A 26,858-nucleotide genomic window follows, 5' to 3' on the forward strand; every position below is an offset into this window, starting at 1 on the left:
CTTGTAAAACCGATAACTAAATATCCTTAGTCTTTAAATTGGGTAATATTCGTCTTAAAATGCTGATATACTGGCATATATAATGTATGCTTCTGTATTTTATGTTATAGATGTCGGATCGTTTCTATTGAAGTTTCTACTCAAAAAATTATCTCCTTCAAATTAACATTTGTTTCTTTGTACAATTGTTACCACCGTGCCTGTATGAAGAAACTTTACCGTGTTTTAATTGCCTGTTTTTTACTTGTTCAGTCTCTATACAGCTACTCCCAAAACCTCACGCTGAGTTACCCTCCGAACTCCATCTGTACCGCAACGCCTGTTTCGCTGACATTAACGACAAACGCAACTTTTGAGGCAACGAACAAACTCTCGCTGCAAATCCGCAACAATTACAGCGATCAGTATACCAGCCTTCCATTTACCCAGTCGGGAAATGTCCTGACGTTTCAGGTTCCGGCTTCGCTGATCCAGGGCAACAACCGATGGCTTGCTTTCCGAGTCATCAGTACCGCCCCGGCGCTGGAGAGTGAGTGGGTCGGTAGTGCGGAAATTATCGTGCCCGCTGAGGTCAGGCTTACCGGAGTAACACCCGCCGTGTCAAACCGCACCGAGCCTTTTTGGCTAAAGTATGAAGCCACTGGGACAGGTCCCGTAACAGCCACTCTGTCGGATAGTTCCCGGGTCGCCCTCTCGTACTACGGTGGTGAGAACAACGGGACCATTCCATTTTATGCCTCGACCAGCGGTACTGTTCGGCTGGTATCAGTCCAGAATGGATGCGGCATGGGCAAGGCCAGTGGCGAGGTGACCCTGACCGTAAATCCGGTTTCACTGCGTACCGTATCCGCAACGCCCGCTGTCATTTGCCGCGGGGGTATATTAACCGTATCCTATTCCAGGACTCACGGTACGTTCGGAGCATCCAACCGCTTTAAAATCAGGCTTACGGAATACAGCCGTTATTCCGATCAGCCTACCAATCCCGTTGTTCACACGCTCGATGCGAAAGAAGAAAACGGTCTGCTCCAGGCTGTTATCCCCGAGACGCTCTCCAACGGCGCGAACGGCAATGCCTTTTTTAGTGTAGCCGTTGTCACCACTGACCCGGTTACTGTCGGTTATTCAAACCAGGTCTACGTGGAACTGCGCCCGCGGGCAACGGCTGAACTCACAACGCCCAGCACAACGATTGAATATGGAGAATGGGTCAATCTGAATGTAAAATTTCAAGGTCAGGAACCCTTTTATGCGACATTGAACAATGGCACCATGGCATACACTCCAACCTCGAGTGGGTACAGCACCAATGTTTATCCTAAAAAATCAACAACCTACCGCATTGAACGGTTTGAGTCGGGATGTTCCAGCAGCGAAATACCTCCCACCAGTACCGCTGTGCATGTGAAACCGGGCATTGCCATCGACTCAATTCCTGGCATTCTGAAGCCATTTTGCGAAGGTGAGACGGTCCGGATCAAATTCAGCACCAACGCGGAACTGAGTAGCAATACGCAATTTTCGGTTATTCTGACGGGTATGAACAACGCTTGGACCAGCAACCCTATACCGGTCCGGCGAGAGAGCGATGACTATCTGACGTTTGAAATTCCGGCGATGGAACCCGGCACCAGCAGCGAATCCCGGTACTACAGTGTAACCCTTCAGACGACAGTGCCCTCCCTGCGTAGTCTGCCCAATAGTCGGTGGAATTTGCAGGTCAATAGCAAGCCGACCTTTGCCCGTTTCAACGACTACTCCCGGAACCTGATGCTGGAAGAGCCGGGTGTTGTTAGTTTATACATGGAAACCAACGGGGGAGGTCCATACCGGATCATCTCGAACGACGGCGTGCGGGATTATACCACAGAATTAGGATGGCCTAACGTTACAGCCACGGTTTTTACGAACACAACCTTTACCGTCCGGTCCGTTGCCAATACCTGCGGAACCCTGGAAAACCCCGGAGCGATGGCAACGGTTACCGTTAAAAAATCGACTCCGGCCCAGATTTACCTCCGTCCGATGACTGAATACCATTGCGAAACGGACAGCATTACGGTCACGTTTGAAACAACCGGAGAGTTTCTGCCAGGGAACGAATTTCGGGTGCAGGCCAGCAACAATAGTCTGGGCTACGGCTACTGGACCAATGGGGACGCGGTGGGGAGCGGCACCCAAAGCCCGATCCGTATCAAAGTGCCGTCTTCTTCAAAAATTCGCATCATTTCCACGAATCCGGTAGTCGTTAGTAATGAGGAAGATGCGCTCACGGGCTACCGGCTCCGGGCGAACATTCAACGATCGTACTACAGTCCGTATACGATGGCTGAAAGCAAAGCCGTATTGCCTCGCAGCATTCTGCCCGGCGAAACCGTGACCTTGCCGATTGAAGTTAACTCACCCGCTTGGACAGGACCCTACTCCCTGACCTATACCGACGGAACCCGGAATTATACGTACGAAGGCTCCGAATGGCCAGCGAGCCAGCGGGGTCTGAAACCGCTCCAGACAACTACCTACCGGCTGGTGGGCATTTCCAATGTGTGCGGCCTCGGCACAATTGACGGCGAGGCTACCTTTACGGTTGTTCCGTTCCGCATCAGTATGCCGGTCCCCGTGCTGCAGTATGAGAACGGGCAGAATTATTCCTATGCGGTTTGCGAAGCCGGTAGCTTAAACATTCCGTTTTTGACAGATGTCACGCCCCCGGCGGGAACAATCTTTGCCTTGCAGCTGGCTTCCCAGAAAGATTCTGTGTATAGCGATCTGGTCACCGGCACCGGCAGTCCGCTGGTAGCTCAGTTCCCGACCAGTCTGGAGGCTGGCTTTTACTGGCTGCGTATTGTGGCAAAAGGAACCGAAGCCCGGACTGAGCCTGTGGTTGTTAAGGTGCAGCAACTGCCCAGCGCCATCCTGCGCTCTCCGGCAAACGGAGCTTCTATTATTAACCCCGGTGAGACGTTTCGGCCCACAGTATCCTTAACCGGTACGGCCCCCTGGAATGTCTTGTTTAGCGACAACACGGTGGGGCAATATTATTACTCCCTCTACACGCTCGCTCTTACACCAACCCGGGCAACAACCTATTCCATTAGAGCCGTTACCAACGCGTGTGGCTACGGCCAAGTTTCTGGCGAAGCGAGTGTTCGGGTACAACCGATGCTGTTCATCGAGCGCGTTAATCCGCAATACCGTTCGGATGCGTGTGCCGGTGAAACGATAACCGTGTCGTACCGGGCTCTGGGTGATTTTGATGCAGGTACTAAACTGACCATTCAATTGAGAGATAATCAGGGAAAGTTGATTCGCGACCTGGGACAGCCAACCGGCCTGATTGGGCAGCTACGGTTCAGTCTGCCTACGGATTTATCTGCCGGAAGTTATCAGATCAACCTACAGGCCAGCACGACGTCTCTGTTGGCTTCGTCGCCTGTTCAATTGTCCATAAAGACACCGCCCCGTGTCACGTTGACCGGTTCGACTACCATCAACGCCGGGCAATCTGTTTACCTTTCCCTGCGTAATGAAGCGAATAATGATGTGTATCAGGGCGAACAGGTTACCTACCAACTTTCCGACGGAACGAGCGGCCGGGTGCTTATGGTCGGCTCTCAACCGACGTCTTTGGCCGTAAATCCAACCCAGACCACAACCTACACGATAAAGACCGTCTCGGGAGTCTGCGGAGCAGGGCAGGCCCGCGGATCGGCCACGGTGACGGTGAACCCCAAACAGGAGCGGAGTGTCAATACCGCAGATGCCGCCAAGTGGCAGTTCTGTACCGGTGAGCAGGTGTCGGTTCCGTACACCACCAGCGGGACGTTCAGCGCTACAAATCAGTTTCAGGTGCAGCTCCTTGACTCCACGGGGCATCTGGTCAGTACGCTGCCATCCTCCTCCACGGTCAGCCCGTTGCAGGTTACGCTGCCCGATGATCTACCCGCTGGCGGAGGCTACCGGTGGCGCGTGACGGCCAGCGATGCCAATACCAGCAGCGGAGCCGGACCCAATCCCTTCCAGATTTATCAGCGCGTCAGGGCGGCTTTTGATTCGGCAAGTGTGGTTCGCCAGCCCGGACAGCCTGTCAGCCTGACGCTCCGTTTTGAGGGGCCGGGACCGTGGTATTATACCATCAGCGGCAATCCCGGTACGTTTTATGGTGCCGCTACAAGCAATCCGCTGCTTATTATTCCACCCATAGAGTCAAACCTGTACACGCTGATCAGCGTGGGCAATGCCCTATGTGGCAACGGCGTCGTTGGGACTCCGTCTTCGGTGAAGGTTGAATTACTGACGGCGGTTGATCCGGCCCTGCGCGTCAGCGTCGGCCCCAATCCAACCCGCGATCAGGTGCATATTAATCTGCCGTCGGCACCCAGATTTATGACACTTCAGGTAACGGATCTGAGCGGCAGAACGTTGCTGGCCAAACAGGTCAAAACGGCTCCCACCTGGCTGAGTCTGGCATCCCTTCCGGCGGGCACGTACCTGTTGTCGGTAGAAGTCAATCAGCAGCGGAGCACATATCGGCTGATCCGAAATTAAACCGTGTTGATGGTATTGCTACTGGAATGGCCTGTGTCTCCACAGGCCATTTTTAGGGTCAGAACGACGGCTTTTATACCGATAACCGTGTAAAGGGTGTTGCAGCCCGCAGCGGCTTTAGAAGGTAGAGAACCGGAAAAGGAGCAGGACGTAACGTTCGCGAAAACAGTGGTCCCTCAAGTTGGGTTGTAACGGAAACGCAAACGTTTGCAGACCATGAATCCTTTTCTAAATGTGTTCGCAGTCAGTAGCTTGCTTGGTTTGTCGGCTTTTCAGACTTCCCCGACACCTTCGGCGGCAGCCCCAAAAACCGTACGGGTGGCGCAGGGTGAGGTGGGCCGGTGGGCGGGCAACTGCCGCCGGTGCAGTCTGGAAAAAAGGGCCTGGCCAGCGGTCAATGGCACCTGCTATTACCCGATTGACATGGAGATGAAAGCCGGTAGTTATACCATTTCCCGCCGGACAACCGGGGGCAAACTCGAAACGGCCCAGTTAATTGTCACCGAAAAACCCTGCCGACCGGAAGATTTTCCCGATTTCCCAAAGAAAGAGTACATCAACGTTTCGCCCGAGAATCAGAAAAGAGCTGCCCGCGAAGCCGCCGAGGTGAAACCGCTGATCGGCTACCAGACCCGTGTTCGACCGGCTGTTTTTGACCTGCCCATCGGAAAACCGGCCAATCCGCTGCCAAAGGGAGAAGGAAATTTTGGCGCCTGCCGCACCTTTAACGGCCAGGCCCGCGACCGGCATACCGGCCAGGATTATCCGCTCGCCGAGAGCAAATCCGTGCTAAGTGTGGCCAATGGCCGGGTGGTGCTGGCGGCCAATCAGTTTTACAGCGGCAATGCCGTTTATATTGACCACGGGAATGGCTTGATTTCGGAGTATTTTCACCTGAAAAGCTTCTCGGTGAAGCCCAACCAGACGGTCGAAAAAGGGCAGGAAATCGGGCGGGTCGGACAGACCGGCCGGGTGACGGGACCGCACCTGCATTTTGGTGTTCGCTGGCACGGTGCCTGCATCAATCCCGGTTTTCTGCTGATCGACCCGGCTGATCTGCCGGAGGTGAAATAACCCCGGAACGCGGGTGGACAACCGACGGCTGAAAGCAACATTTATGCAGCCCGGCATTGAATTTTCAGCGGCTATTTCCTTTCTTGCCAGCCTATGAAAGTGTATTGGTGGAGTCTGCTGTGGCTGCTGACGGGCAGCCTTGTTTTTGCCCAAAATCATACCGGGAATCTGCGTACCCTGGCGGCCATCAAAGAGGCTGAGAAGCAGCTTGTTCTGCTCAATAATCAATCCGGGTTGGTTCCCCTGTCAGATCTCCGGGAGGTCCGGATTGCCAGCGTTCATTGCGGCTATGGTTTCCCGGCGGTTTTTGATAGCATTGCGTCAAACTATGCTCCGGCTACGGGTTTTTCGCCGGGTCCGGCACCGGACGATTCGGCTTTTTTTGCCCTCCATGACCGGCTGAAATTGTATAACCTGATTCTGATTACCCTATCGGATTCGTCGCCCTTCAGTCCCGGTCTGCTGAATTTTATCAAAGAACAACAGGCCACCAACCGGGTGCTGGTGGTTTTGACCGGCAGCGGCAAAAACCTGGCTTTTCTCGACCCCTTGACGGTGCCCGTTATCTGGTCGCCGGTTAACACGGCGGAAGGGGCTTCGGCTGCGGCCCAGGTAATCTTTGGAGGAATAGGGTGCTCCAGCCGACTACCGGCCACTTACAGCAAACAGTTTAAGCAGGGCAGCGGATTCACCACCCAAAAAACGCGGCTGGGGTATTCGGTTCCGGAAGCCGTTGCGGTGAACAGCGACCGATTGACGGCCATTGATTCGCTGGTAAAGATCAGTATTGCCCGGCACGTTACGCCCGGAGCGGTTATCCTGCTGGCCAAAGACGGACAGGTGATCTTTCACAAAGCCTACGGCCATCACACCTATTCGAAAGAAGAAGTCACCAAACTGGACGACATTTTTGACCTGGCCTCGGTCACGAAAGTCAGCGCCACCACACCGGCCATCATGCGGCTGGTGGATCAGAAACGGGTCGATCTGAACGCGCTCATCAGCCGGTACGTGGCCCAAACCCGCCTGATTCCCGATAAAGCGACCCTGACCGTCCGCGAGGCCCTGCTCCACGAAGCCGGTTTTACGCCCTATATTAAGTTTTATGAGCAACTGAAACCGCTGGATTTGAGCGCCGACTCCTCTGCTGACTTCCCGACCAAAGTAGCGGATCGTTATTTTCTGCGGAAAAATTATTTCGAGGAGGTGATGTGGCCGGTAACCCTGAAATCGAAGGTAGAAACCCGGGGGCGGTTTGTGTACAGTGACGTTAGCATGTACATGATGAAGGAAGTTATTGAAACCGCTTCGCATCAAAAACTGGACGACTTTGTTCTGAACGAACTATACCGGCCGCTGGGGTTACAGGCCACCGGTTTTCTGCCTCGCCACCGGTTTCCCCGTTCGCGCATTGTGCCCACAACCGAAAACGATAACTGGTTTCGGAACATGCGCGTGCAGGGCTATGTCAATGATCCGGGCGCGGCTATGGCCGGGGGCGTCGAAGGCCATGCCGGACTTTTCGGTAATGCCAACGATCTGGCCATTCTGTACCAGATGTACCTGAACAAGGGAACATACGGTGGCATCAGATACATCGAACCCGCGACGGTTACGCTGTTTACGTCGGAGCAGTCGGCGGCAAGCGGCCGGGGATACGGTTTTGCCCGCGCCACGAAGCCCCTTACCAAACCGTATCCGTCGGCCCAGGCCTACGGCCATAGCGGTTATACGGGCACCTACGTCTGGGTCGATCCCCAGTATAATATGGTCTACATCTGCCTGACCAACCGGGTGTATCCGGATGATGGGAAAACGTACGGTAAACCCGCCCTGAACCTGCGGAGCCTTGCGCTGGACAAGTTCTACGAAGCCGTTCTGGCGGGTAACTGAAACCGCCTGCGTAACCGTTTCCGGTTTATTGGTTTACAACGGACCGCCATCCGTTTACGAAATATCATTCGTAAATTCGTTCAGGATAGCGTTACATTTACACCAGGCGTCTGGTTCGGCCAGTTGGCAGACCGGAGCCGCACTTATCCGCCCGGAAACGATGGCCACTTCTACTACCTCCACTACGCATGACCAGAGCGAGGTTTACCGGAAATACCTCATTCAGCTACGCCTGAATGGGACTCTCTATTACGGCATATGGGGAACGGATATGAGCGATCCGGAGCAGGAGGACCAGCTTTTGCTTGACCACGAGCAGCGTATTCTGCTGTTTACCGCGGGCGAGCAGATTGCGCCCTGTATTACTCAGGGAGGAGCACGGCTATTTGATGCAGACAACCTGACGGCCTGGGTCCGCTCGCTCACGGATTTTACGCCCTATACCGTTTATGATCTGGATTACATGGGCTCCATTTTACAGAGCAACCTGCGGCAGGAACAGATTCTGAACAATCCGAATCTGACGAATGAACTGATCAATTTTATCAATTTATTTGGCGATTATGCCTACCCGCTGGACGACGATTTCCTGGTCAGACTGCACCGAATGCCCCAGATCCGGTTGTTTTTTGATTATTGCTACGATACCTATTTCTGGAATACCCCACCGGACGAACTAAACCGTCGCCAGACGGCTTATCTGAAAAAATTCCGGTTTGCAAAATTTAAATCCGATATGCTGCGGATGCTGACGGCTTTTATCGACCATACGGTGGTTTTGTAACACTTTGGAAATGAGTTTACGATTGTAAGAAAGAATACCGTCCGCCCAGGTTGCCAAAAAGAACCTTTATTTTTGGGGTTTGTTTCTCTACGTAACAACATCCTGCTTTGGATAACATCGGAAAAGTACCGCGCGTATAACTTGTAAGCGCCGTCAAGTAACATCTTTGCGGGTGTCAAACGAAAAACCGTGAAATTTTCGTTAAAAAAGGCAGGAATCATCCCAATGGCGTTCACACATGGCAGATCAACCCACCGGCTGGTTAAGTAAATTAAGTAACTTTTTGGTTCCCGCGAGTCGGCCCCAAATCCCTGTCGATACCAAGGCAACCAACACCCAGATTCTGAACGAACTGGTGGCTTCGTTCGAGGAATCGATTCCCCGGGAGTCGGTCGGCTCCAGTATGTTGTTCAATGCACACTTCCTGATAATCCTGCACCCGGATGTCTACGAGGAACGCGAAAATGCCTTTCCGGTGATTGTCAATGAAGCGGTGAATACCTTCCACACCATCATTAAATCGCAGAAAGAGCAGTTTAAGCATATTGCGCCCGTGGCTTCAAGCTGGTATTTTAAGTTTGGCGGTGGTCGGGAATTTGGCGGGGAAACCGTCAATCCGGAAGATGTGAAAGTGGTGGGGGCACTGACGGGCATTCTGCCGGGCAATAATCCGGTCCAGTCGCAGGAAAGCGTGAAGGTGACGCGCCGGGTCAAGCAAACGAACCGGTATGAGAAAATGGACGTTGATCCGCATACCTTTCAGCACATCGACTTCCGCGAACCGGGCGCTTTTGTGGTCAAGTTTGCCTTTGAACCCGTTGCGCCCCCCGCTAAACCCGCGCCCGCTGCTTCGGCCAACAGTCGAAACGCGCCGGATGTGCCCCGAAGCATTAACACCCATGCCGGACTGGCCCAGATTGATTATTACATTGCCGAATTGAACAAAGAAGCGGTGTATCAGATGCGCGACCGGGAGATTGTGGTGGCCCGCAAGGAAATCGACAACCAGCATTTCCCGAATTACCTGCTGGTCGAATCGGCGTACGTGTCCAACCCCCACGCCCGGATTCGCTACAACGACACGTTACAGGCTTTTCAGATTGCTTCGTTCAGCCGCAACGAAACCCGGGTCAACGAGCAGCTTATCCCCCGCAGTGAGCCTGCCAATCCGCAGTGGCATACACTCCCGGACAAGGCCCAGATTCTGCTCAACAGCATGGTTACCTTACACTTTCAAAGCCGTTTATAAGTGCCATGATCGACGCCCTGCTTGTCATTTTACTGCTTCTGTTTGTCGCCTTTCTGGTGATCCGGCATTTTCAGGATTTGCCCCGGTAAGGAAACAACAATCGTTTCTGCGAGTTGCTTTTTAAAGGCAATTCAATGTGTTAAACCCGTTTCTTAGCTAAAATGAGTTCGTTACTAATCGCCGGAAAGACCGATGTTGGCCAGCGCCGACAGGATAATCAGGATACCTTTATCTGCACACCGATCTGGTCGGACGACAGCGTTTTGCTGGCGGCCATTGACGGTGTGGGCGGTTATGCCGGGGGCGACCGGGCCGCGGCCATTGCCCGGGAGTCCATCGAAAAATACATGGCCACACCCAACGGCGACCCGCTTTCCATGCTGCGGGAAGCCGTGGTTTTTGCCAACAACCAGATCAACCAGGAACGGCAGCAGACGCCACAACTGGCACAGATGGCCTGCGTATTGACTACCGCCGTGGCCGATAGCCGGTTGCGGAAAGTGTATTATGTGCACGTGGGCGATACCCGGATGTACCGGTTTCGCGGGGGCGTTCTCGAAAAAATAACCCGCGATCATTCGCTGGTCGGGATTCGGGAGGACGCCAACGAACTGACCGAAGCTGAAGCTATGCAGCACCCGCGCCGGAACGAGATTCTGCGCGATGTGGGTTCCCTGCCGCACCGGGTCGATGATCGGGATTTTCTGGAGTCGGGCGAAACCGATTTTGAACCGGGCGACGTGCTGCTGCTGTGCAGCGACGGCCTGACGGATATGATTACGCAGGCTCAAATCCGGGCGGTGCTGGGGCGCAAGCTGCCGCTCGATGCGCAGGCCACCGAATTGATCCGGGTGGCCAATCAGCAGGGCGGCAAGGATAACATTACCGTCGTTCTGGCCCAGAACAGCACGCCCGCTAGTCCGGCCAGCGCCGTAACGGACAAAACCGTCCATACCGTAACCCAACCGGTTCCGCCCGTCAGGGCTACAGAAAAAACCGTTCCGGCCGACCCGAAACCGGCCAAACGGGGAGCGTCTGGCTTATGGATTTTGCTGTTCCTGTTGCTCATCGGGGCCGGGGCCGGAATCTGGTGGTACCAATACCAGCCTTCCAGCGTACACCAGGAGGCAAGGGTAGATAGTTTGAACACCGTCACCCCACAACCCGACACGCTGGTAGCCGAATCGGATGCGCGGCTGGATTCGCTGGTGCAGCAGGCCCACCGGAGCCCCAACCATCAGTTGACGCTTCCGGCGGATACCTTCCGGCTTACGGAACCGCTGGTGCTGACGGATTCGTTACAGCGAATTATGGGCGGTAATCCGCTCACGGTGTTGCTGCCCGCCGACACGGCCCGGGCGCAGGTGGCCCTGCAAATCACGCGGTCGGGACCCGTGCAGCTCCAGAATATGCTGATCAGCGGTTTCAAAAAAGGCATTGAGACCACGCAGGAAGCCCGGATACAACTTTCAAATGTGTACTTTCGTAACGTGGAAATTCCCGTTAGTGCGGCTGTTCGGCAGGATACGTTCCGCAACGCCGTCCTGGGAGTTTCTGTCCAGAACCTACTTGAATCTACCCAACCCACTCGTCGTTAATGGCTACCATTCGATTTGATACACGTTTCCCCGGTTATGAAGTGCTCAGTGAATTGGGGCGCAGCAACGCCCGCATTCTCAAGGCACGTCACCTGGCCACGGGCGATCTGGTAGCCATCAAACATTTTGCGCTCAATACCGACGCCGAAACGCTCCGGCGGTTTCAGCGGGAATCGGCCATTATGACCAGCATCGCCCATCCCAATATTGTGAAGGTCCGGGAGGTGCAACTGGAAGCCGAATTGCCGTACATTGTCATGGAACTGATCGAGGGGGGGAGCCTGAAAAGTCTCATTACGGGTCAGAACCGGCTGAACATTCCGACGGTCATCCGGCTGGGGCTGCAAATGGCCGAAGCCTTCAAGGCCATTCACCCGCAGGGCATTGTTCACCGCGACATCAAGCCGGAAAACATCCTGTTTCGACCGCTGGCGAGTGGCGAACTGCACTTTCTGCTGACGGATTTTGGTGTGGCCCGGCTGCACGAGCAATCGAGTACGCTCACGGGACAGTCGCTGATGACTTACGAGTACGCGTCGCCCGAGCAGTTTAACGATCCCAAAGCGGTCAATACCGCTACAGATTACTACTCGCTGGGCGTGGTGCTTTACGAATGCCTGCACGGCAGCGTTCCGTTCGCGCTATCCGATCATTCGGGCATTGTGACGTTCATGAACAAAGTGCTGAACGATCCACCCCCCGCCCTGATTGTGTCTAACCAGGACCAAACGCTGATTCCGTTTACCGGATTGCTCCAGAACTTACTGCAAAAAAGGGCCAGTGAGCGCTTAAGTGATCCGGATGAGCTGACGTGGCAGTTAAAGCAGGCTGAACTGAATTACCTACAGGTGAGCCGGACGGGTTATGCCCCCCGGACCACGGTACCCACGCCGAACGTTCCGGTCGTGAATATGGAAGCGCCCAAGCCGAACGTGACGGCTCCGTTGCCGTCCGAGGTTCGCGCCGAAACACCGACCCCCGCCCCCGTACCGCCGGGGCCATCATCCGGGGGTGGCTGGAAATGGGCGGTATTGGCTGGGGCCATCCTGCTGGCGGGCGCCGGGCTGTACTACGCTTTTACCAAACCGGAAACCGGCGCCGGAACTCCGCCATCCGAAACTGTGCGGACAACCGCCGACTCCACCGCTTCGTCAACCGAAACCGCCCAGGCCGTCGTGCCGGATGCTGAGGAGGATACGGTTACGTCGGCTGTTCCGCCGGTTGATACGATGCGGCTACGGCTGGAGGCTGAAGCCAAACGGCGGGAGCAGTTACGGGCGCAAGCCCAGGCCGCTGCGAGGGCACTGAATGCGGAGGTCACTGACTACAGCGTGGGGCTGCTCGGCGGCATTCGAAACGTGCGGGTGCAGCTTAACAATCCCAGCGACATTACATTCCCGTCCATTGCCGTTCAGATTAGCTATTACAAAGACAAGGGCGGGCTTTATAAAACGGAAAAGATTTTTTTTAACAACGTGAAGCCCAATTCATCACCCGTTCGGAATGCTCCGTCCAGCGACCGGGGCACGCGAGTTACCTGCAAGATTCTGAAATATGATTTGCCCAAGGAACTGGATTCGGCGATGAATATGGTACCGATCGATTCGATAAACTAATGTGGCCCATGCCAACTGTAAGCGTTAACACTCATTTTCCAGGCTACGAAATCATCGGCGAAATAGGCCGCTCCAACGCGCGTGTCCTCAAGGCCCGACACCTGGCATCGGGTGAATTGGTCGCCATCAAACACTTTGCGCTTAATACCGACGCCGAAACGCTCCGGCGGTTCCGGCTCGAATCCGAACTGATGACCAACATCCGGCACCCCAACGTGGTTAGCGTTCGGGAGGTGGCGCTGGATCTGGCCATGCCTTTTATTGTGATGGAATGGGTGGAGGGGGGCAGTTTGCGGACGCTCCTGAAGGAAAAAGGCCATCTGGACGTTGCGGGAACCATCCGGCTGGGACTGCAAATGGCCGAAGCGTTTAAAGCCATTCATCCACAGGGTATTATTCACCGTGACATCAAGCCCGAAAATATTCTGTACCGGCTTCTGCCGAGTGGGGAATACCATTTTCTGCTGACGGATTTTGGCGTGGCCCGGCTGCGCGAACAAACCCAGACCATGACGGGGCAGTCGCTGATGACCTACGAATACGCATCGCCGGAGCAGTTTGACAATCCCCGGGGGGTTGATGTTTCAACGGATTATTACTCGCTGGGGGTAGTGCTTTACGAGTGCCTGGCGGGCCGGGTGCCGTTTGCCATGACTGATAGTGCGGGCATTGCTTCCTTTATGAATCAGGTTCTGCGCACCGACCCGCCCGCTTTGATCACTTCAGAACCGTATCTGCCGCCCAGCCTGGAAACGCTCATCAACTGGATGTTGACCAAAGATCCGGCCCAGCGCCTGAGCGACGGCAACGAATTGCGGTTACTGCTGGGACAGGCGAATGTGGAGCAGTTGCAGGCCAGCCGCTCCGGTGTTCGGTCGGCCCCGGCGCCGAAGCGGACGATGATGGCTCCGGCCCCCGTTGCTCCACCCGCCGAGCTTGAGCCGTATGAATACGAGGAGGAAAGACGCCCCGGTGTCAATTGGTCGTGGGTGGCGTTGGGGGCGGCTGTGGTCATTGCCCTGATTGGCGTATACTTTTTCTACCGAAGCCAGCAGGCAACGACGGGTTTTGGCTCGGCTGCGGACTCGACCGGGGTGGCAGCGGATTCCCTGAATTCGGGGCTTATGCCGGTTGATTCGGATTCAGCGGATACGGAGGAGGCCCCGAAGGAGGAACCCGCCGTGGATTCTACCGCAACGGACACCAGCCGGGCGGCTCCTGCCGATACGGTAAAGCAGACGCCTGCTCCACCTGTCTCGACGCCGGATTCGACGAAAATGGTTACGGATACGACCCGAACCGCCAACTAATGGTTTTTTAAGCTAGTCACTAACGAATGAAATCAGCTCCTGTTTCGTCCGGCCGGTTGTATCTGGCCGGGGCAACGGTTATGTTGCTTTTGCTGTTTATTCGGCTGTACGTCAACCTGCTGCCCAATCTGGAGCAGGCCCGGCAGGCGCTCGACAGCGGGCGGGCCCTGACGCTCACCTCGGGCGTCAAATCGGCGGCTCTCCAGCGGCTTCTCACCCTGGGTAATTACTACTCCGACGAGAAGGATCGGGCGCTGGTCGCTGATTCGCTGGCTGCTAAACTGGCCCTGAATGGCGCACCGGAAAATCTGGGAGCCATCAACAAACGGCAATTTTCGGTATTCGCTCCGCTGCCCTGGCGCAGTTCCGTGGGCGGGGCCGAGTTTCAAAACCGGCTGCAACTGTCCCGGCAACAGATGGGTTTCGACTCGGTACTGTACGTCCGGGAGCGCACAAGTCCGAAAGCCTATGCGCCCACACTGGCCATCGGTGGTGGAAACCGTTCGATTTCGGGGCGCGTGACCCGGGAGGATGCGCCCATGCCCGGTGTGCTGGTGCAACTGAAACGCCACCCGCCCACGGCCCAGCCGGATACGCTGGAAGACCGGTTTTTCTACACCCGTACCGACGCCAATGGACAGTTCTCGTTTACCGGCCTGAAAGCGGATTCAGCCTACAGTGTAGTTCCCCTCAAACCCGGTTTTGAATTCGGAACCCGCCGGGGAACGAGTCAGCTAACGGGCGATCAATCCTATTCCTTTTCGGCCCGGCCTCATCAGCTCCGGCTCATCGGCTCCGTGGTGTACGGTCAACTGAAAGCCGATCAGGCGCTGGTGGTTCGGACGCCAGCGACTTTTACGTGGCAATTCTGGACCATTGTCAGCTTATTTATTCTTTCCTTCTGGGCGGTGCAGGGCTTCTGGGCGCTCCGACGGTTTCAGGCCGACCCACTGCTGTTGGCGGTGCTGATGCTATTGACCGGCATTTCCGTTCTGACCCTGCTGGCAATTCAGGACCCCTTGCAGGATACGCTCTATGCCTGGCAAACGTTGCAGGGTGTTGCGATGGGCCTGCTCGGGATGACGGTTTTGTCCCAACTGAACATTGGCCGTTTTTACGCCAACTGGCGGTTCGACTGGCTGTTTGCGTTCCGGAATCGCTCTTCGGTCCGGCTCTCGGGCTGGACCTGGCTGGTGCTGGCCATCGGCCTGGCGGTTTTGACTCTGCTCATCGGTACGGGGCCGGAGGGGAGTGGCGTTCGGGTAAACCTGTCGCTGCTTGGTCTGACGTTTCAGCCCAGCGAAATAACCAAATACCTGCTGCTGCTGTTCTTTGCCGGTTTCTTTGCGGCCAACGAGCAGCAAATCCGGGAGTTGCCCGATTTGCGCTGGCGGTTTACGGTTAGTTTTGGGGCGCTGGCGGGGGCCGGTTTATTGATGTTGCTGTACCTGCTGTTGGGTGATATGGGCCCGGCTCTTGTCGTTTGCTTTACATTCCTGCTGTTCTACAGCATCGCCCGCGGAAATTTAGGGGTTACGCTGGCAACGGGGGTTGGCTACAGCCTGGCTCTCTGGCTGCTGCCCGGCTGGCTGGCCTTGCTGCTTAGTTTCGGTGTGCTGCTGGGCTACCTGTTCTGGCGGGGTGATGCCCGTTCGACTACGGGGCTGGGTTGGGCGGCTTTACTGACAGAAGCCCCCGTGCTGCTGCTGCTGGTGATGGCGATGTTTTCCTTCGGTGATCTGCTGCCCTACGTCGGGAGCCGCCTGGCCGACCGGAAAGCCATGTGGCTGAGTCCCTGGAACAACGATGTGTACGGCGGTGATCACCTGGCGCACGGTTTCTGGACCCTGGCTTCCGGCGGCTGGACCGGGCAGGGACTGGGCAAAGGCTTTGCGGCTGCCATGCCCGCAGCCCATACCGACATGATTCTGCCGAGTGTGGGCGAAGAGTTAGGTGGTCTGGGCGTTATTTCCGTATTTCTGCTGTTTGGCATTCTGTTACACCGGGTTTTCCTCCAGGCCCGGCGGGCGGGGCAGCCGTTTAGCTTTTTTCTGGTAGCCGGTATAGCCATTGCCACGGGTGTCCAGTTTCTGATTATTGCGGGCGGTTCCATTGGCCTGCTGCCGCTGACGGGAATCAGTGTACCATTTCTGAGTTACGGCAAGATTTCGCTTATCTTTAACTTGACCGCGATGGGGGCGGTTTTCAGTGTGGCGCACCGGCCCGGGCAGCTTGCTCAGCGGGAGTATCTGGAAAAACATTACGATGCGGTTCTGATGGCCGGAATTTCGGGCTTTCTGATCGGGGTTGTGATCCTGATCGGGCGGTTGCTGCCGGTGATTGGCTGGCGCGGAGAGGAGTATATTGTGCGACCCGTGCGGGTGGTGACGCGCTTCGGTGATCCGGTGTATAGCTACAACCCCCGCATCGAGCGTCTGACCCGCAAACTGGCCTCGGGCACCATTTATGACCGCAACGGTCTGGTCCTGGCGACCAGCGAGCCGGAGGTAGTAGCTCAACAGGCGGGGAAGCTGAGGCAAAGCGGCCTCAAATCAGAGGATGTGAATACGCTGGTTCAGAAACGACTGCGACGGTATTATCCGTTCGGAGAACACCTGTTTTTCTGGGTCGGTGACCTGAATACGCAACTGTTCTGGGGGCAAAGCAACGGGTACTACGCCGAGGCCACCCATTTCAGTGAGTTACGCGGTTTCAACAGCCGCCCGCGTAAAACCGATCTCGTGACTACAAAATACCGTGCCGACCGGTTCAGTCAGCCGGTGGAGCAAACCCGGACGCTGACGGTGTACGACTACCGGGAACTGGCTCCGGCGCTGCGGGCCGGAATTGACAGCCGTGAGGTGGAAGAGCGCAAGGCTAAAAACCGGGATCTGCAACTGAGCGTCAATGCCGAATTGCAGGTGGCGCTACAGAAGGCTCTGGCCACGTCGGATTACCGTGATCACCGGCTTTCGGTCGTGGTCATGGATGCCGCTTCGGGCGATGTCATGGCGTCGGCGCTGCACCCGCTTCCTAACCTGAAAACGCCCGAACCCATGCTGCTGGGTGACCGGGACCGGCTGAAATTACCGTATCTGGTAACCGAACGGGATTTGGGCATGACGTATGCAACGGCACCGGGGTCAACGGCTAAGATTTTGACGGCGATGGCCGCGTTTAACAAGCTGGGCGCTTCGGCTTCGGGCGTCAGTTACCCCATTACCTGTCAGGAGATTATCCGGCGAGGTGTCCGTGAGTCGGAACCCTGCGGGGAATCGGTAGACATGAAACGGGCCATTGTCCGGTCGAGCAACGTGTATTTTATTCGACTGGCGAACGATAACAAGCTGGACGATCAATTGGCCGATTTGTACCTGAAAACGGGGATGAATGTCGATTTAATCGGGGGTTATTCGTATACGGACACACATACCGAGCCGGAGCAAAAGCAGATTCGCCAGCACTGGCGGGATTCATCTTTCGTAGTCCGTCGGCAATTGTACCAGAGTAACCGCTATCCCCGGCGTTACCGGAGTGAGTTTTCGGGTTTGGCCTGGGGGCAGGGGCAACTGACGGCTACGCCCGCGTCTATGGCCCGGATGGCCGCAGCGATTGCCAACCGGGGCGTTTTGCAACCTTCGCGGTATGTGTTAAATCAGGCCGGTAAACCACAGCCGATTCCGGCGGGTGAACCCGTAGGTCAGCCCGCGTATGCTGGGCAGCTTGAAGAGTTTATGGTGGAGCAGTCGAATCCGAGGGGAGGCCGCAGCAAGATCAGCGCGGTTCGGGTGGCCGGAAAAACCGGAACGCCCGAACGGATTGTGCTCGGCGAAAAAATCAACGATGGCTGGTACGTGTTCTTTGCCCCCACGCCCGACCGGCGATCCAAAACCGTGGTTTGCGTCCGGATTGAACTGGGAAACTCGTCGGCCGATGCCGTGCAACTGGCCAATACCGTTGTGGCACCGATCTTACAAAAACGGGGTTATTTAGGAAGTTTTTAATCAACCGTCACACATCATGGGTATTCTGGAAACCGTTAAGAATCTGTTTGGCTTCACGTCGGCGCCTTCCACTCCGTCGAACACTCCCCCGGAGCAAAGCTTGCCCGCGCCTACTCCGCCCAAACCGAAAGCCTCGGGACCTCCGCCAGCCGCCCAGCGACGCAACCAGATCATCCGGTTTGTGATCGATAAGTTGCGGGCCTACCAGAATGAACCCGAAAATGCACCCATCGGCCTGCGGCTGTTTGTGTTGTGTGAGAGCGCCGAAGAAGAGGATGTATTTCGGGTTGCGCTGTGGGTTAACCAGCCCGAAAAATTCCGGAGCGAACTCAGTCGGCAGTTAGCCGACAATTACATCACACTGGCGAAAGACTGGATTTTTGAAGTGGAGTTCGTCCAGGATCAGTTGCCAAACGGTATATACCGCGAAGGAAACCTGGGCCTGGTTGTACTGGACCCGAAAAAGTCCGACGGGCCGGTTGTTCTGGCGACGGTTAAAACGTTAGTGGGTCAGACCGAACAGGACGAGTACGGGCTCAATCCGGCTCAGAAGGTCCTGTTTCACATTGGGCGGGGGCATTCCACCCAGACGGCGTCGGGCCGGGTCCGAATCAATGACATTGTGGTTCTGAACGACGATGACCCCGGTTTTGACCCGCAAAAAGGAGCCGGAAATGGGGCGGTAAGCCGGGCGCACGCAACGATTCAGTACAATCCGGCGCAACGGAAATACGCGCTGCTGGTCGATCCGGGTGGCCTTCCCGCCAACGGCAACAAAACCAAAATCATGCACCCGGACGACACCATCGAGCGGGCGGATATTCTGGGAGTGACGTATCCGCTTCAGCACGGTGACCAGATCGAACTGGGAGGGGAGGTGACGCTGCTGTTCGAGCTTCGGTAAACGGTTTTCTGGTACTTTATGAATGCCCCCCTTCGGGAATAGGCAGACCTGACGGTTTTCGATCTCCCGGTGCTGGCCAGCCGGAAATCCTGATTATAAATTCGGTCGGATAAATCGACCTGAATCATATTGCTTCTTCTGACAAATATCTATAATACAGGGTCTTAAATATGCCGGATTTAAGGGTGCTAACCGCTCTGTAGGTAGCGGTTTGAACGCGGGTGTTCGTGGGCCGTATAAAAGAACAATCCGCTTTCTGGACCATGATGCGGTAAACAGTTATAACTTTATGCTGTTGTACGCAGTATTACTCCAGAGTTATTTAATCCATAAGCCCAATGTGTATGCGCCGGAAATGTTTACCATTCTTTTCTCAGACAGTGGCTTTTCTGCTCTCTTTCTTCTGCTGTGTTTGCTTTAGCCATACAAAAAGCTGGTCTGCTAAAGCAACGGCGGAACGCCATGCTGTTCTGCAATCGCAGCCGGGCCCGGTGCTGGCCCGCATCAATGCCGGTGGGTCGGCAGTGACCACGAACGGGGTGGCCTGGAGCGCCAGCCAGTACTTCTCGGGGGGCAAACCGTACACCAACTCGAAGGTAACGGCCATTGCCGGCACGGATAACGATGCCATCTACCTGACCGAATACAGCGCCGGAACCAACCTGGCGGGTTTCACGTTTGCCATGCCGGTTCCGACCAGTGGTCAGTATACGGTGAAACTGCACTTTGCCGAAATTTACTGGGGAGCCACCGGCGGAAAAGCGGGTGGGCCGGGTCAGCGGGTATTTAGTGCGAACCTGGAAGGAGGGCCGGTTGAACTGGCCAACTACGATATTCTGGCGGAGGTCGGCAGCATGACGGCGGTGGTCAAAACATTTACAGTGGGTGTTAGTGATGGTACACTGAACATTGACTTTTCGGCCTCGGCCAACCAGCCCAAAATCTCGGCCATCGAGGTATTTGCTCCGGCCACCACGGCCAACACCCCTCCGGTGCTGGCGACAATCGGCAACAAAACCGTCAACGAGGGCAGTGTGTTAAACGTACCTTTGTCGGCCACCGATGCCGACGGGGATGCCGTGACCATAACGGCCACGAATCTGCCTTCATTTGCCAGCCTGAACAACAATGTGCTGACGTTTAGCCCTGGTTTTCAGGCCGCTGGCAGTTATACCATTACCGTGCGGGCTACGGACAGCAAACAGGCCAGTGATCAGAAAACGTTTACACTGGTGGTCAATGACGTGCCGACGACGGGCGTGACTATTACCCATTTTACGCTGATCAATGCGGCCACGGATCAGGAAATCCGTACCCTGGCGAACAACGAAGTGATTAACCTGGCTACGCTGCCAACCTCCAATCTGAACATCCGGGCCAATACCAGTCCGTCCCTCATTGGAAGTGTCAAAATGGTCCTGAGTGGGCAGCAGAGCCGCACGCAAACCGAAACCGGAGCGCCGTATGCCCTGTTTGGTGACTCCAACGGCAATTATAACAACTGGACGCCCACTCTGGGCAGTTATACCTTAAAAGGAACGCCTTATACCGGGTCCGGAGCGACGGGCACAGCCGGGCCGGTCTTAACCATCAATTTTTCCGTCGTGAATCAGCCGGTGGGCAATCAGCCGCCGACGCTGGCAACACCGATACCCGACCAGAGCACAAGCGTGGGCACGGCTTTTTCGTTTAGCTTCGGAGCATCGACTTTTACGGATGCCAATGGAGATGCTCTTTCCTACTCGGCTACGCTGGACAATAACACGGCACTGCCCGGCTGGCTGACCTTCACGAGTGCCACCCGCACCTTCAGCGGAACGCCACCCGCAGGAAGCCCGGCCAGTATTGCCGTAAAAGTGACGGCCAGTGATGGAAAAGGCGGAACTGCCAGTGACAGCTTTATCATTACCATTGGCACCAGCACGGGCATCGGTACCTGGCAGACCATTGCGCCTACTTCGGGACAGCCAACGGCCCGGCAGGAAGGGGCTTATGTGCAGGCCGGAGACCGGTTTTACCTGATGGGGGGGCGTGGCATTAAACCCGTACAGGTTTATGATCCCGTCAACCGGACCTGGGTGAATGCGGCTGCTACGCCGATTAACTTACACCATTTCCAGGCCGTTACCCTCGATGGCCTTATCTATGCCATTGGTGCGATGACCGGTAATTATCCCGCCGAACCGTCTGTTCCCCAAATCTACATTTATGATCCGAGAGCCAATAAATGGCTGGTTGGTCCCGAAATACCGGTAGCCCGGCTGCGCGGATCGGTTGGATTGGCGCTGTACAACAACAAGTTTTATCTGGTTGGCGGCAATACCAAAGGACATAGTGGGGGATACGTCAACTGGTTTGACGAATACGATCCGGCGACAAACACCTGGAAAGTTTTACCGAATGCGCCCCACGCCCGGGACCACTTCCAGGCCGCCGTGGTGGGCACAAAGTTATACGCAGCAGGTGGTCGGCGCAGTTCATACAATACCGGTCAGACGTTTACGCTGACGGTGCCGGAGGTGGATGTCTATGATTTTACCACGGGCCAGTGGTCTACCCTCTCAAACCCTATTCCGACCCAGCGGGGAGGCACGACAACGGTGGTGCTGGACAATGAAGTGATTGTGATTGGCGGGGAAAGTTCCCAGCCCACGGCGCATAAGGAAACCGAAGCCCTCAACGTTACAACGGGCGTCTGGCGTCGGCTCGCCGATCTGCAACAAGGCCGCCATGCTACCCAGGCGATTGTCAATAACGGCTCCATTTATATTACGGCGGGATCCGGTGCGCAGGGCGGTAGTCCGGTGCTCTCTTCGCAGGAAGTATTTTACAAGTCAGCCCCGACAACGCCAACGGGAGTGCCGGTTGCACAAAGCCAGTTGACCGCACCGGCCAGTGCCGCGTTGGGACAGGTACAGATCAATACAACCAAAAATGCCGTCGTTACGGTTTCCAACAGCAGCGGCAACCAGGCCATTCTGCTCTCATCGATTGCGGTTTCGGGCAGTACGGAATTTACGGTTCAATCGCCGTATACGCTGCCGTTTGTGGTACCACCCGGTAAAAATGCAGCCATTACGGTTAAGTTTAAACCGTTGTCGTCGGGCAGTAAAACCGCGACATTAACGATCCAGCATTCGGGCGCTGGTGGAAGCACCGCCGTAGCCCTCAACGGTTCGGGTGTGGCAACGGCGGTAAGTGCCAGTGCGCTGTCAGCCCCGGATAGCCGGGACCCCTCGCTGCGTTTTGATGCGCTGAACCCGGACGATATATTCGAAAAGGGCGAGCGGCCGATTCGCTATTATCCGAATCCTTTTTCTCATTCTTTAACCATACAGACCGAAGAACAGGGTGCGGTGCCGGTGGCGCTTTACGATTCGTATGGGCGGTCGGTGATGCCGCTTGCCGATGTACAATCCGGCCAGGCCATTAACCTGGGCAGCGAGTTGGAAGCGGGTGTATACATACTACAGGTAGGCACGGGTCCGAAGGCCAAACGGTACAAGCTGGTAAAAGTGCGGTAGGCGGTTTGCGCAGACCGGCAGTGGTCAGACGGTCTTTTGTAGAAACGCCGGGGCGGGTTTGTTTTGACTGCCATTCATCAGAAGGCATAGGTCAGGGCAAACCCGCGCTCGCCGGTGCCTGTCATTTCGGGGCGGAACGAGAGGTTGCGGGTTTTCTGGCGAAATTTATGCAATTCGGGAATGCCGATTCCGCAGGCTGCACCCACCACAAAGCCCGTCAGCACATCGGTTCGAAAGTGTTTGCCAGCCTGCATCCGGTTGATCCCGACCAAAACGGGCGGTACAGCGGCTGCCGTAAAAATGGCGACTCGTTTCCAGCCTTTTATCTGGTAGTAGTCCGTCAGAACTTTAGCGCCGAAGAAGGTTGCCGTCGTGCTGAACGACACGTGCCCGCTGTAAAAGGAGTTGCTTTTCGCATGACCGATTTTATCCTGCAACGGAACCGCCGGGTTATAGGTCAGGGGCCGGGCGCGCCGGATCGGGAACGTCGTTGCGAAGTAAATCAGGTTGTTGACGGCGTGGGCCGTCGTGTATAGCGTCAACAAATCCAGTGCTTCTTTTCGAAGATCTTTGCTCAGCATGAGCAGGAGCGGGCTGGCAATGGAAAGATTGAGAAATTGGTCGGATCTTGTCTGGGCCAGGCCAAAGCGGGCCGGATTAAGGTGCGCAACCGGTCGGTCGAAAGCATTGAGATGAGCCGGATTGAGTTTGATAACCTCCTCCGCAGTCAGACTGGCGTGGCGATCCAATTGCCGAAAGCCAAAAATGGAAGTGCCCAACACCGCCAATGAAGCCGGGAGTTCGTATGTCCGGTAAATCCGGTAGGGCGAACGGCTGACGGTATCCACCTGCCCAAGAGAAGCCAACGAATAAAGTAAAAAAACGAGCAGCGATACGTAAACCTTCATCAGTTACTGGGGTAGGGCCGAAGAGCAAACCTATCACTTTTCGCGCTATGCAACGGCATTCCCATTTCAGAAACGGTCGGTAATCCTTCGATATTGTTTGGTTGGTGAGCATATAGTTGTAAAAACAAGTCAAAACCGTCTGCCAGATTTCCGTAGCGGTCGGCTGGCTTCGCTTATCAGCGTCCTTTGTTCCATTAGGCAGCCGGACAAATTGCAACCGCACGGGAGCCAAAAGTCGGTTGAATACCGGGATTGATGGGCCTTGAACGGGCCAAACCGTCCAGTTTTTGAAAATGAGGATATTTGTTAGGTTTTGAGTATGGGAAAGTTTGTCTATTAATTAATCAGATAAAGCCGAAGCTGATGAGCCCAGTTTGATGATTTTCAGAAGGGTTTCAAAATAGACGTACGGGAGTGATGGTCGGGTACTTACCGATAACTCAGTTTTATAGGAAAATGCCGGGTTCTGGCATTATTATGGCTATTTGTATGGACAGGGTTACCGCATATCCGGATGTGAAAATTCGAAAAAACTGTGGTTTGCTCCGGCTCCTATCCACTAGATTCTGCTCCCGGCTGGCAATTCAAATCATCCCGGAACAAGTTGTTTATTGACTGGCGTGTCACAATGCTACTCTTTTACGAAATGCTGTCTTCTGTCCTATAACTGAACATTAAAGAAACCACCGTAACTTGTCACTGGTATAAACCAGGTGGCGCAAAAATGATGAAGAAAGTATCCAAAATCTTGGTCGTTGACGATGATGCGTTGCATCGAAAATTATTGACTTACCAATTAACTAAAAACGGTTACCAGGTATTAATCGCCAGCGACGGACTGGAAGCCCTGGACTGGTTGCGGGTCCCCGGCCAACAACCGGATTTGATCTTGCTGGATCTGCTGATGCCGCGTTTTAGTGGTCTGGACGTTTTGCGTAAGCTAAAGGCATCTGCTTCTAAATTGCCTGTTATTTTAATGTCAGCCGCTGAATGGCCAATTGCCAACGAAGGCGTTACGTTGTCCAAACCGGACGCGTTTCTTTCTAAACCTTTTAATGTTGAAAAACTGGTAGCGAAAATTGAAGCCTTACTGCTGCCTGTCGCTGTGGTGTAGGCAGGGGAGTAGGGCTTCCCTTGCAAGTTGAATTATCTTGTCTATTTAAAGTCTGTGCTGAACACAGACTTTTTTTGTATTTATTAGACAGAGTAAACAGCATCCCCTCATTGTTAGTAGAAAGTACGAGCGTTTCAAATAGCCGCAAGCGTTTTTTCTGAATTATCCTTCCAGCGTTAATCAGAAATAAAAAAACGTAACCGCCTGATGAGTGGCTTTTGACAAGCGGTTTAACAAGTGATTAATTCTGCCTTTAGCGTCGGTTTTATGAGGCCGCGCGGTAAAAAGGCAATCCGACCATGCCTATACACTCCATCAAAGTGACTCCATTTGATTCGGAAATACTGCGTACACGAATCTGATAATTATAAAGATGTACTGCCCATTTTTTACTGAAATAACCTCTGTGGCGGTTAGGGATTATTTTTATTGTCTGACAATTAAGTAGGATAATTACGACTGATTTTTCATTTATAATTGAGGTGATAAGGAGCAAGAGTAAACCACATGAGAATCGGAATATATTTTCAATAAAACAGTTGTCTGGTAAATAAAAATAGGTGCTACGGAAGAAAATAAAAAAGTTGTAAAAGCAGCTTCAACACGATTTAAATAGCCATCTAACTGACCAGATTGTGATCGTCAAATAACAAAGGTGTGTTTCGTTTTAGTGACTTATCCGGTTAATAAGCAAATGTAATAATTTAGGGAATTATCTATTCTAAGTATTGACTGGCTAGCATCAGGGACCTATATTTCAGAAAAATATGAAAAAAATATTAAGAGTGGTGCTTCACTGAAGAAGCTTCAGGTTTATCAATGACTGGAAATAAAAGAGTTTAATCCGAAGCTTATAAACTTATTTTAAATTGCCATAATTTTTCTTTATCCCCTTTTATAAATCCTATCCGATAGAACTTTTATGAACAAAAACATTTACTCTAATCTTTTCATTAAATGAAAATACTTGTTAGTAGTATGACCTTTGCCCCTGATCATAGTGGCATTTCTTTGTATTCTACCGATTTTGCTACCTATGCGTCAGAAGTAGGCCATGAAGTAACTGTAGTAACAGGCTTTTCATGGTATCCCAACTGGAAGAAACGGCCAGAGGACAAGGGGAAGCTGTTTCAAACGGATTTTTATAAAGGCGTCAAGGTATTGCGAGGGTACTTATATGTGCCTAAAAAAGTTACGTCTGTAACCCGGATGCTTCAGGAGATTACGTTCCTGATCTTTGTATTTTTTAATTTTATCCGTGCCGGTCGGCAGGATGTCATTGTTCTTTTTACGACCCCCATTAACCTGGGCCTGATTGGGGTTCTTTTTCAGAAACTTTGGAAAGCCAAACTGATCATAAATGTGCAGGACTTGCAACTGGAAGCTGCACAATCGCTGGGGATGCTGGGGAAACTGCCCATTGTTAAAGTCATGGAGAAAGCCGAACGGTATAGCTATCAAAAAGCCGACCTGGTAACCTCCATATCGCACGCTATGGTAAATATCATCAAGCAGAAAGGCGCCCTGGATGATAAAGTCTATCTGTGGCCTAACTGGATTGATGTAAAAGATGCCAGCATAAAAGGAGTCAAAGGCAACTTTAACGATAAATATCCGCAATACAAGGGGAAAACTATTATTGGTTATGCCGGAAACGTTGGTGTTAAACAAAGCCTCTCGTCGCTGGTGGACCTGAGTGAGCAGTTTAAAGGTCGGGATGACCTTGTTTTCCTGATTATCGGTTCGGGGGGCGATCGGGATAATTTAAAGGCATATGCGGAGAAAAAAGCAACTGGAAATCTCCATTTTATTGACTTTTTATCGCAGGACGATTATTACAACTTCCTCAATGATGCCGATATTGTCTATCTCTCGCAGAAAAAAGACTCTGGCGATGCTTATTTCCCGTCTAAATTACTGGGGATAATGGCCAAGAATAAACTGACGTTTGTTGCCGCCTGTAAAAATTCTGAAATCTATAAAGTGGTTACCGATAATGCGCTGGGAATGTCCTCGGATATTGAGGATCTTGACCACATGAAAAAACTGCTGACGGATTATTTAACTAATAAGGAGGAATTTAAGAAGTATGAAGTAAATGCTTTCGGGTTTGTGCATCAGTTCGACAGGCAGATTGTCCTGGATTCGCTCTTTGCCGAAATTGATAATTTAAATCTCAGGGACGCTTATCAGCCTGCCCTGGCTTAATTGCGTCACTTCCTGGTCCGTAAATCGGACGGTTGCTATAAACGTGCGATCAAACTCGTTTTAGCCTGCAACCGCCTGATTTACGGATTGTTATTTATGGATTAGTGGCGGATTCTTACCCGAA

The 26,858-nt window shown here is 53.8% G+C and carries 14 protein-coding genes; 13 read left to right on the top strand and 1 reads right to left on the bottom strand.

What is annotated here, in order from left to right:
* Positions 1-204 precede the first annotated feature (204 nt).
* The 11 genes from LX87_RS08375 to LX87_RS08425 all read left to right on the top strand — a co-directional run bounded on the left by LX87_RS08375 (position 205) and on the right by LX87_RS08425 (position 22,504).
* On the top strand, positions 205-4,548 hold the full coding sequence (locus LX87_RS08375) for a T9SS type A sorting domain-containing protein (protein WP_111627769.1): 4,344 nt from the start codon (positions 205-207) through the stop codon (positions 4,546-4,548).
* Between the two features lie 216 nt (positions 4,549-4,764).
* Positions 4,765-5,622 (top strand): M23 family metallopeptidase, encoded by an 858-nt coding sequence (locus LX87_RS08380; RefSeq protein WP_111627770.1) that lies wholly within the window; start codon positions 4,765-4,767, stop codon positions 5,620-5,622.
* Positions 5,623-5,715: 93 nt separating this feature from the next.
* Positions 5,716-7,515 carry a serine hydrolase domain-containing protein gene (locus LX87_RS08385; protein WP_111627771.1) on the top strand — a complete coding sequence of 600 codons (1,800 nt, stop codon included), beginning with the start codon at positions 5,716-5,718 and terminating at the stop codon, positions 7,513-7,515.
* 160 nt (positions 7,516-7,675) lie between these two features.
* A complete protein-coding gene (locus LX87_RS08390) occupies positions 7,676-8,299 on the top strand; it encodes a hypothetical protein (protein WP_111627772.1) in 624 nt (207 codons plus the stop codon).
* Positions 8,300-8,537: 238 nt separating this feature from the next.
* Positions 8,538-9,548: an FHA domain-containing protein gene (locus LX87_RS08395; RefSeq protein WP_111627773.1), complete on the top strand. Its 1,011-nt coding sequence runs from the start codon at positions 8,538-8,540 to the stop codon at positions 9,546-9,548.
* A gap of 161 nt (positions 9,549-9,709) precedes the next feature.
* Positions 9,710-11,146 carry a PP2C family protein-serine/threonine phosphatase gene (locus LX87_RS08400; protein ID WP_111627774.1) on the top strand — a complete coding sequence of 479 codons (1,437 nt, stop codon included), beginning with the start codon at positions 9,710-9,712 and terminating at the stop codon, positions 11,144-11,146.
* Positions 11,146-12,762, top strand: coding sequence for a serine/threonine protein kinase (locus LX87_RS08405; protein WP_111627775.1), 1,617 nt, complete (start codon positions 11,146-11,148; stop codon positions 12,760-12,762). The genes LX87_RS08400 and LX87_RS08405 overlap by 1 nt, the downstream gene beginning before the upstream one ends.
* Before the next feature lie 8 nt (positions 12,763-12,770).
* Positions 12,771-14,072 carry a serine/threonine-protein kinase gene (locus tag LX87_RS08410; protein WP_111628329.1) on the top strand — a complete coding sequence of 434 codons (1,302 nt, stop codon included), beginning with the start codon at positions 12,771-12,773 and terminating at the stop codon, positions 14,070-14,072.
* 26 nt (positions 14,073-14,098) lie between these two features.
* The gene (locus LX87_RS08415; protein WP_111627776.1) at positions 14,099-18,076 is read left to right on the top strand and encodes an FtsW/RodA/SpoVE family cell cycle protein; all 3,978 of its coding nucleotides are present in this window, start codon (positions 14,099-14,101) and stop codon (positions 18,074-18,076) included.
* A 16-nt stretch (positions 18,077-18,092) separates the two neighbouring features.
* The gene (locus LX87_RS08420; protein ID WP_111627777.1) at positions 18,093-18,980 is read left to right on the top strand and encodes an FHA domain-containing protein; all 888 of its coding nucleotides are present in this window, start codon (positions 18,093-18,095) and stop codon (positions 18,978-18,980) included.
* Between the two features lie 380 nt (positions 18,981-19,360).
* On the top strand, positions 19,361-22,504 hold the full coding sequence (locus tag LX87_RS08425) for a putative Ig domain-containing protein (RefSeq protein ID WP_170139330.1): 3,144 nt from the start codon (positions 19,361-19,363) through the stop codon (positions 22,502-22,504).
* 77 nt (positions 22,505-22,581) lie between these two features.
* Here LX87_RS08425 and LX87_RS08430 read toward each other — a convergent pair whose 3' ends face one another.
* Positions 22,582-23,412, bottom strand: coding sequence for a phosphatase PAP2 family protein (locus tag LX87_RS08430; RefSeq protein WP_111627779.1), 831 nt, complete (start codon positions 23,410-23,412; stop codon positions 22,582-22,584).
* 724 nt (positions 23,413-24,136) lie between these two features.
* Here LX87_RS08430 and LX87_RS08435 point away from each other — a divergent pair.
* Both LX87_RS08435 and LX87_RS08440 read left to right on the top strand, forming a co-directional pair.
* Complete coding sequence (locus LX87_RS08435; protein WP_111627780.1) at positions 24,137-24,526, top strand: response regulator transcription factor; 390 nt, start codon at positions 24,137-24,139, stop codon at positions 24,524-24,526.
* A 978-nt stretch (positions 24,527-25,504) separates the two neighbouring features.
* Positions 25,505-26,734 carry a glycosyltransferase family 4 protein gene (locus LX87_RS08440; RefSeq protein WP_170139331.1) on the top strand — a complete coding sequence of 410 codons (1,230 nt, stop codon included), beginning with the start codon at positions 25,505-25,507 and terminating at the stop codon, positions 26,732-26,734.
* Positions 26,735-26,858 lie beyond the last annotated feature (124 nt).

This window comes from Larkinella arboricola (assembly GCF_003259745.1).
GTDB classification, from domain to species: domain Bacteria; phylum Bacteroidota; class Bacteroidia; order Cytophagales; family Spirosomataceae; genus Larkinella; species Larkinella arboricola.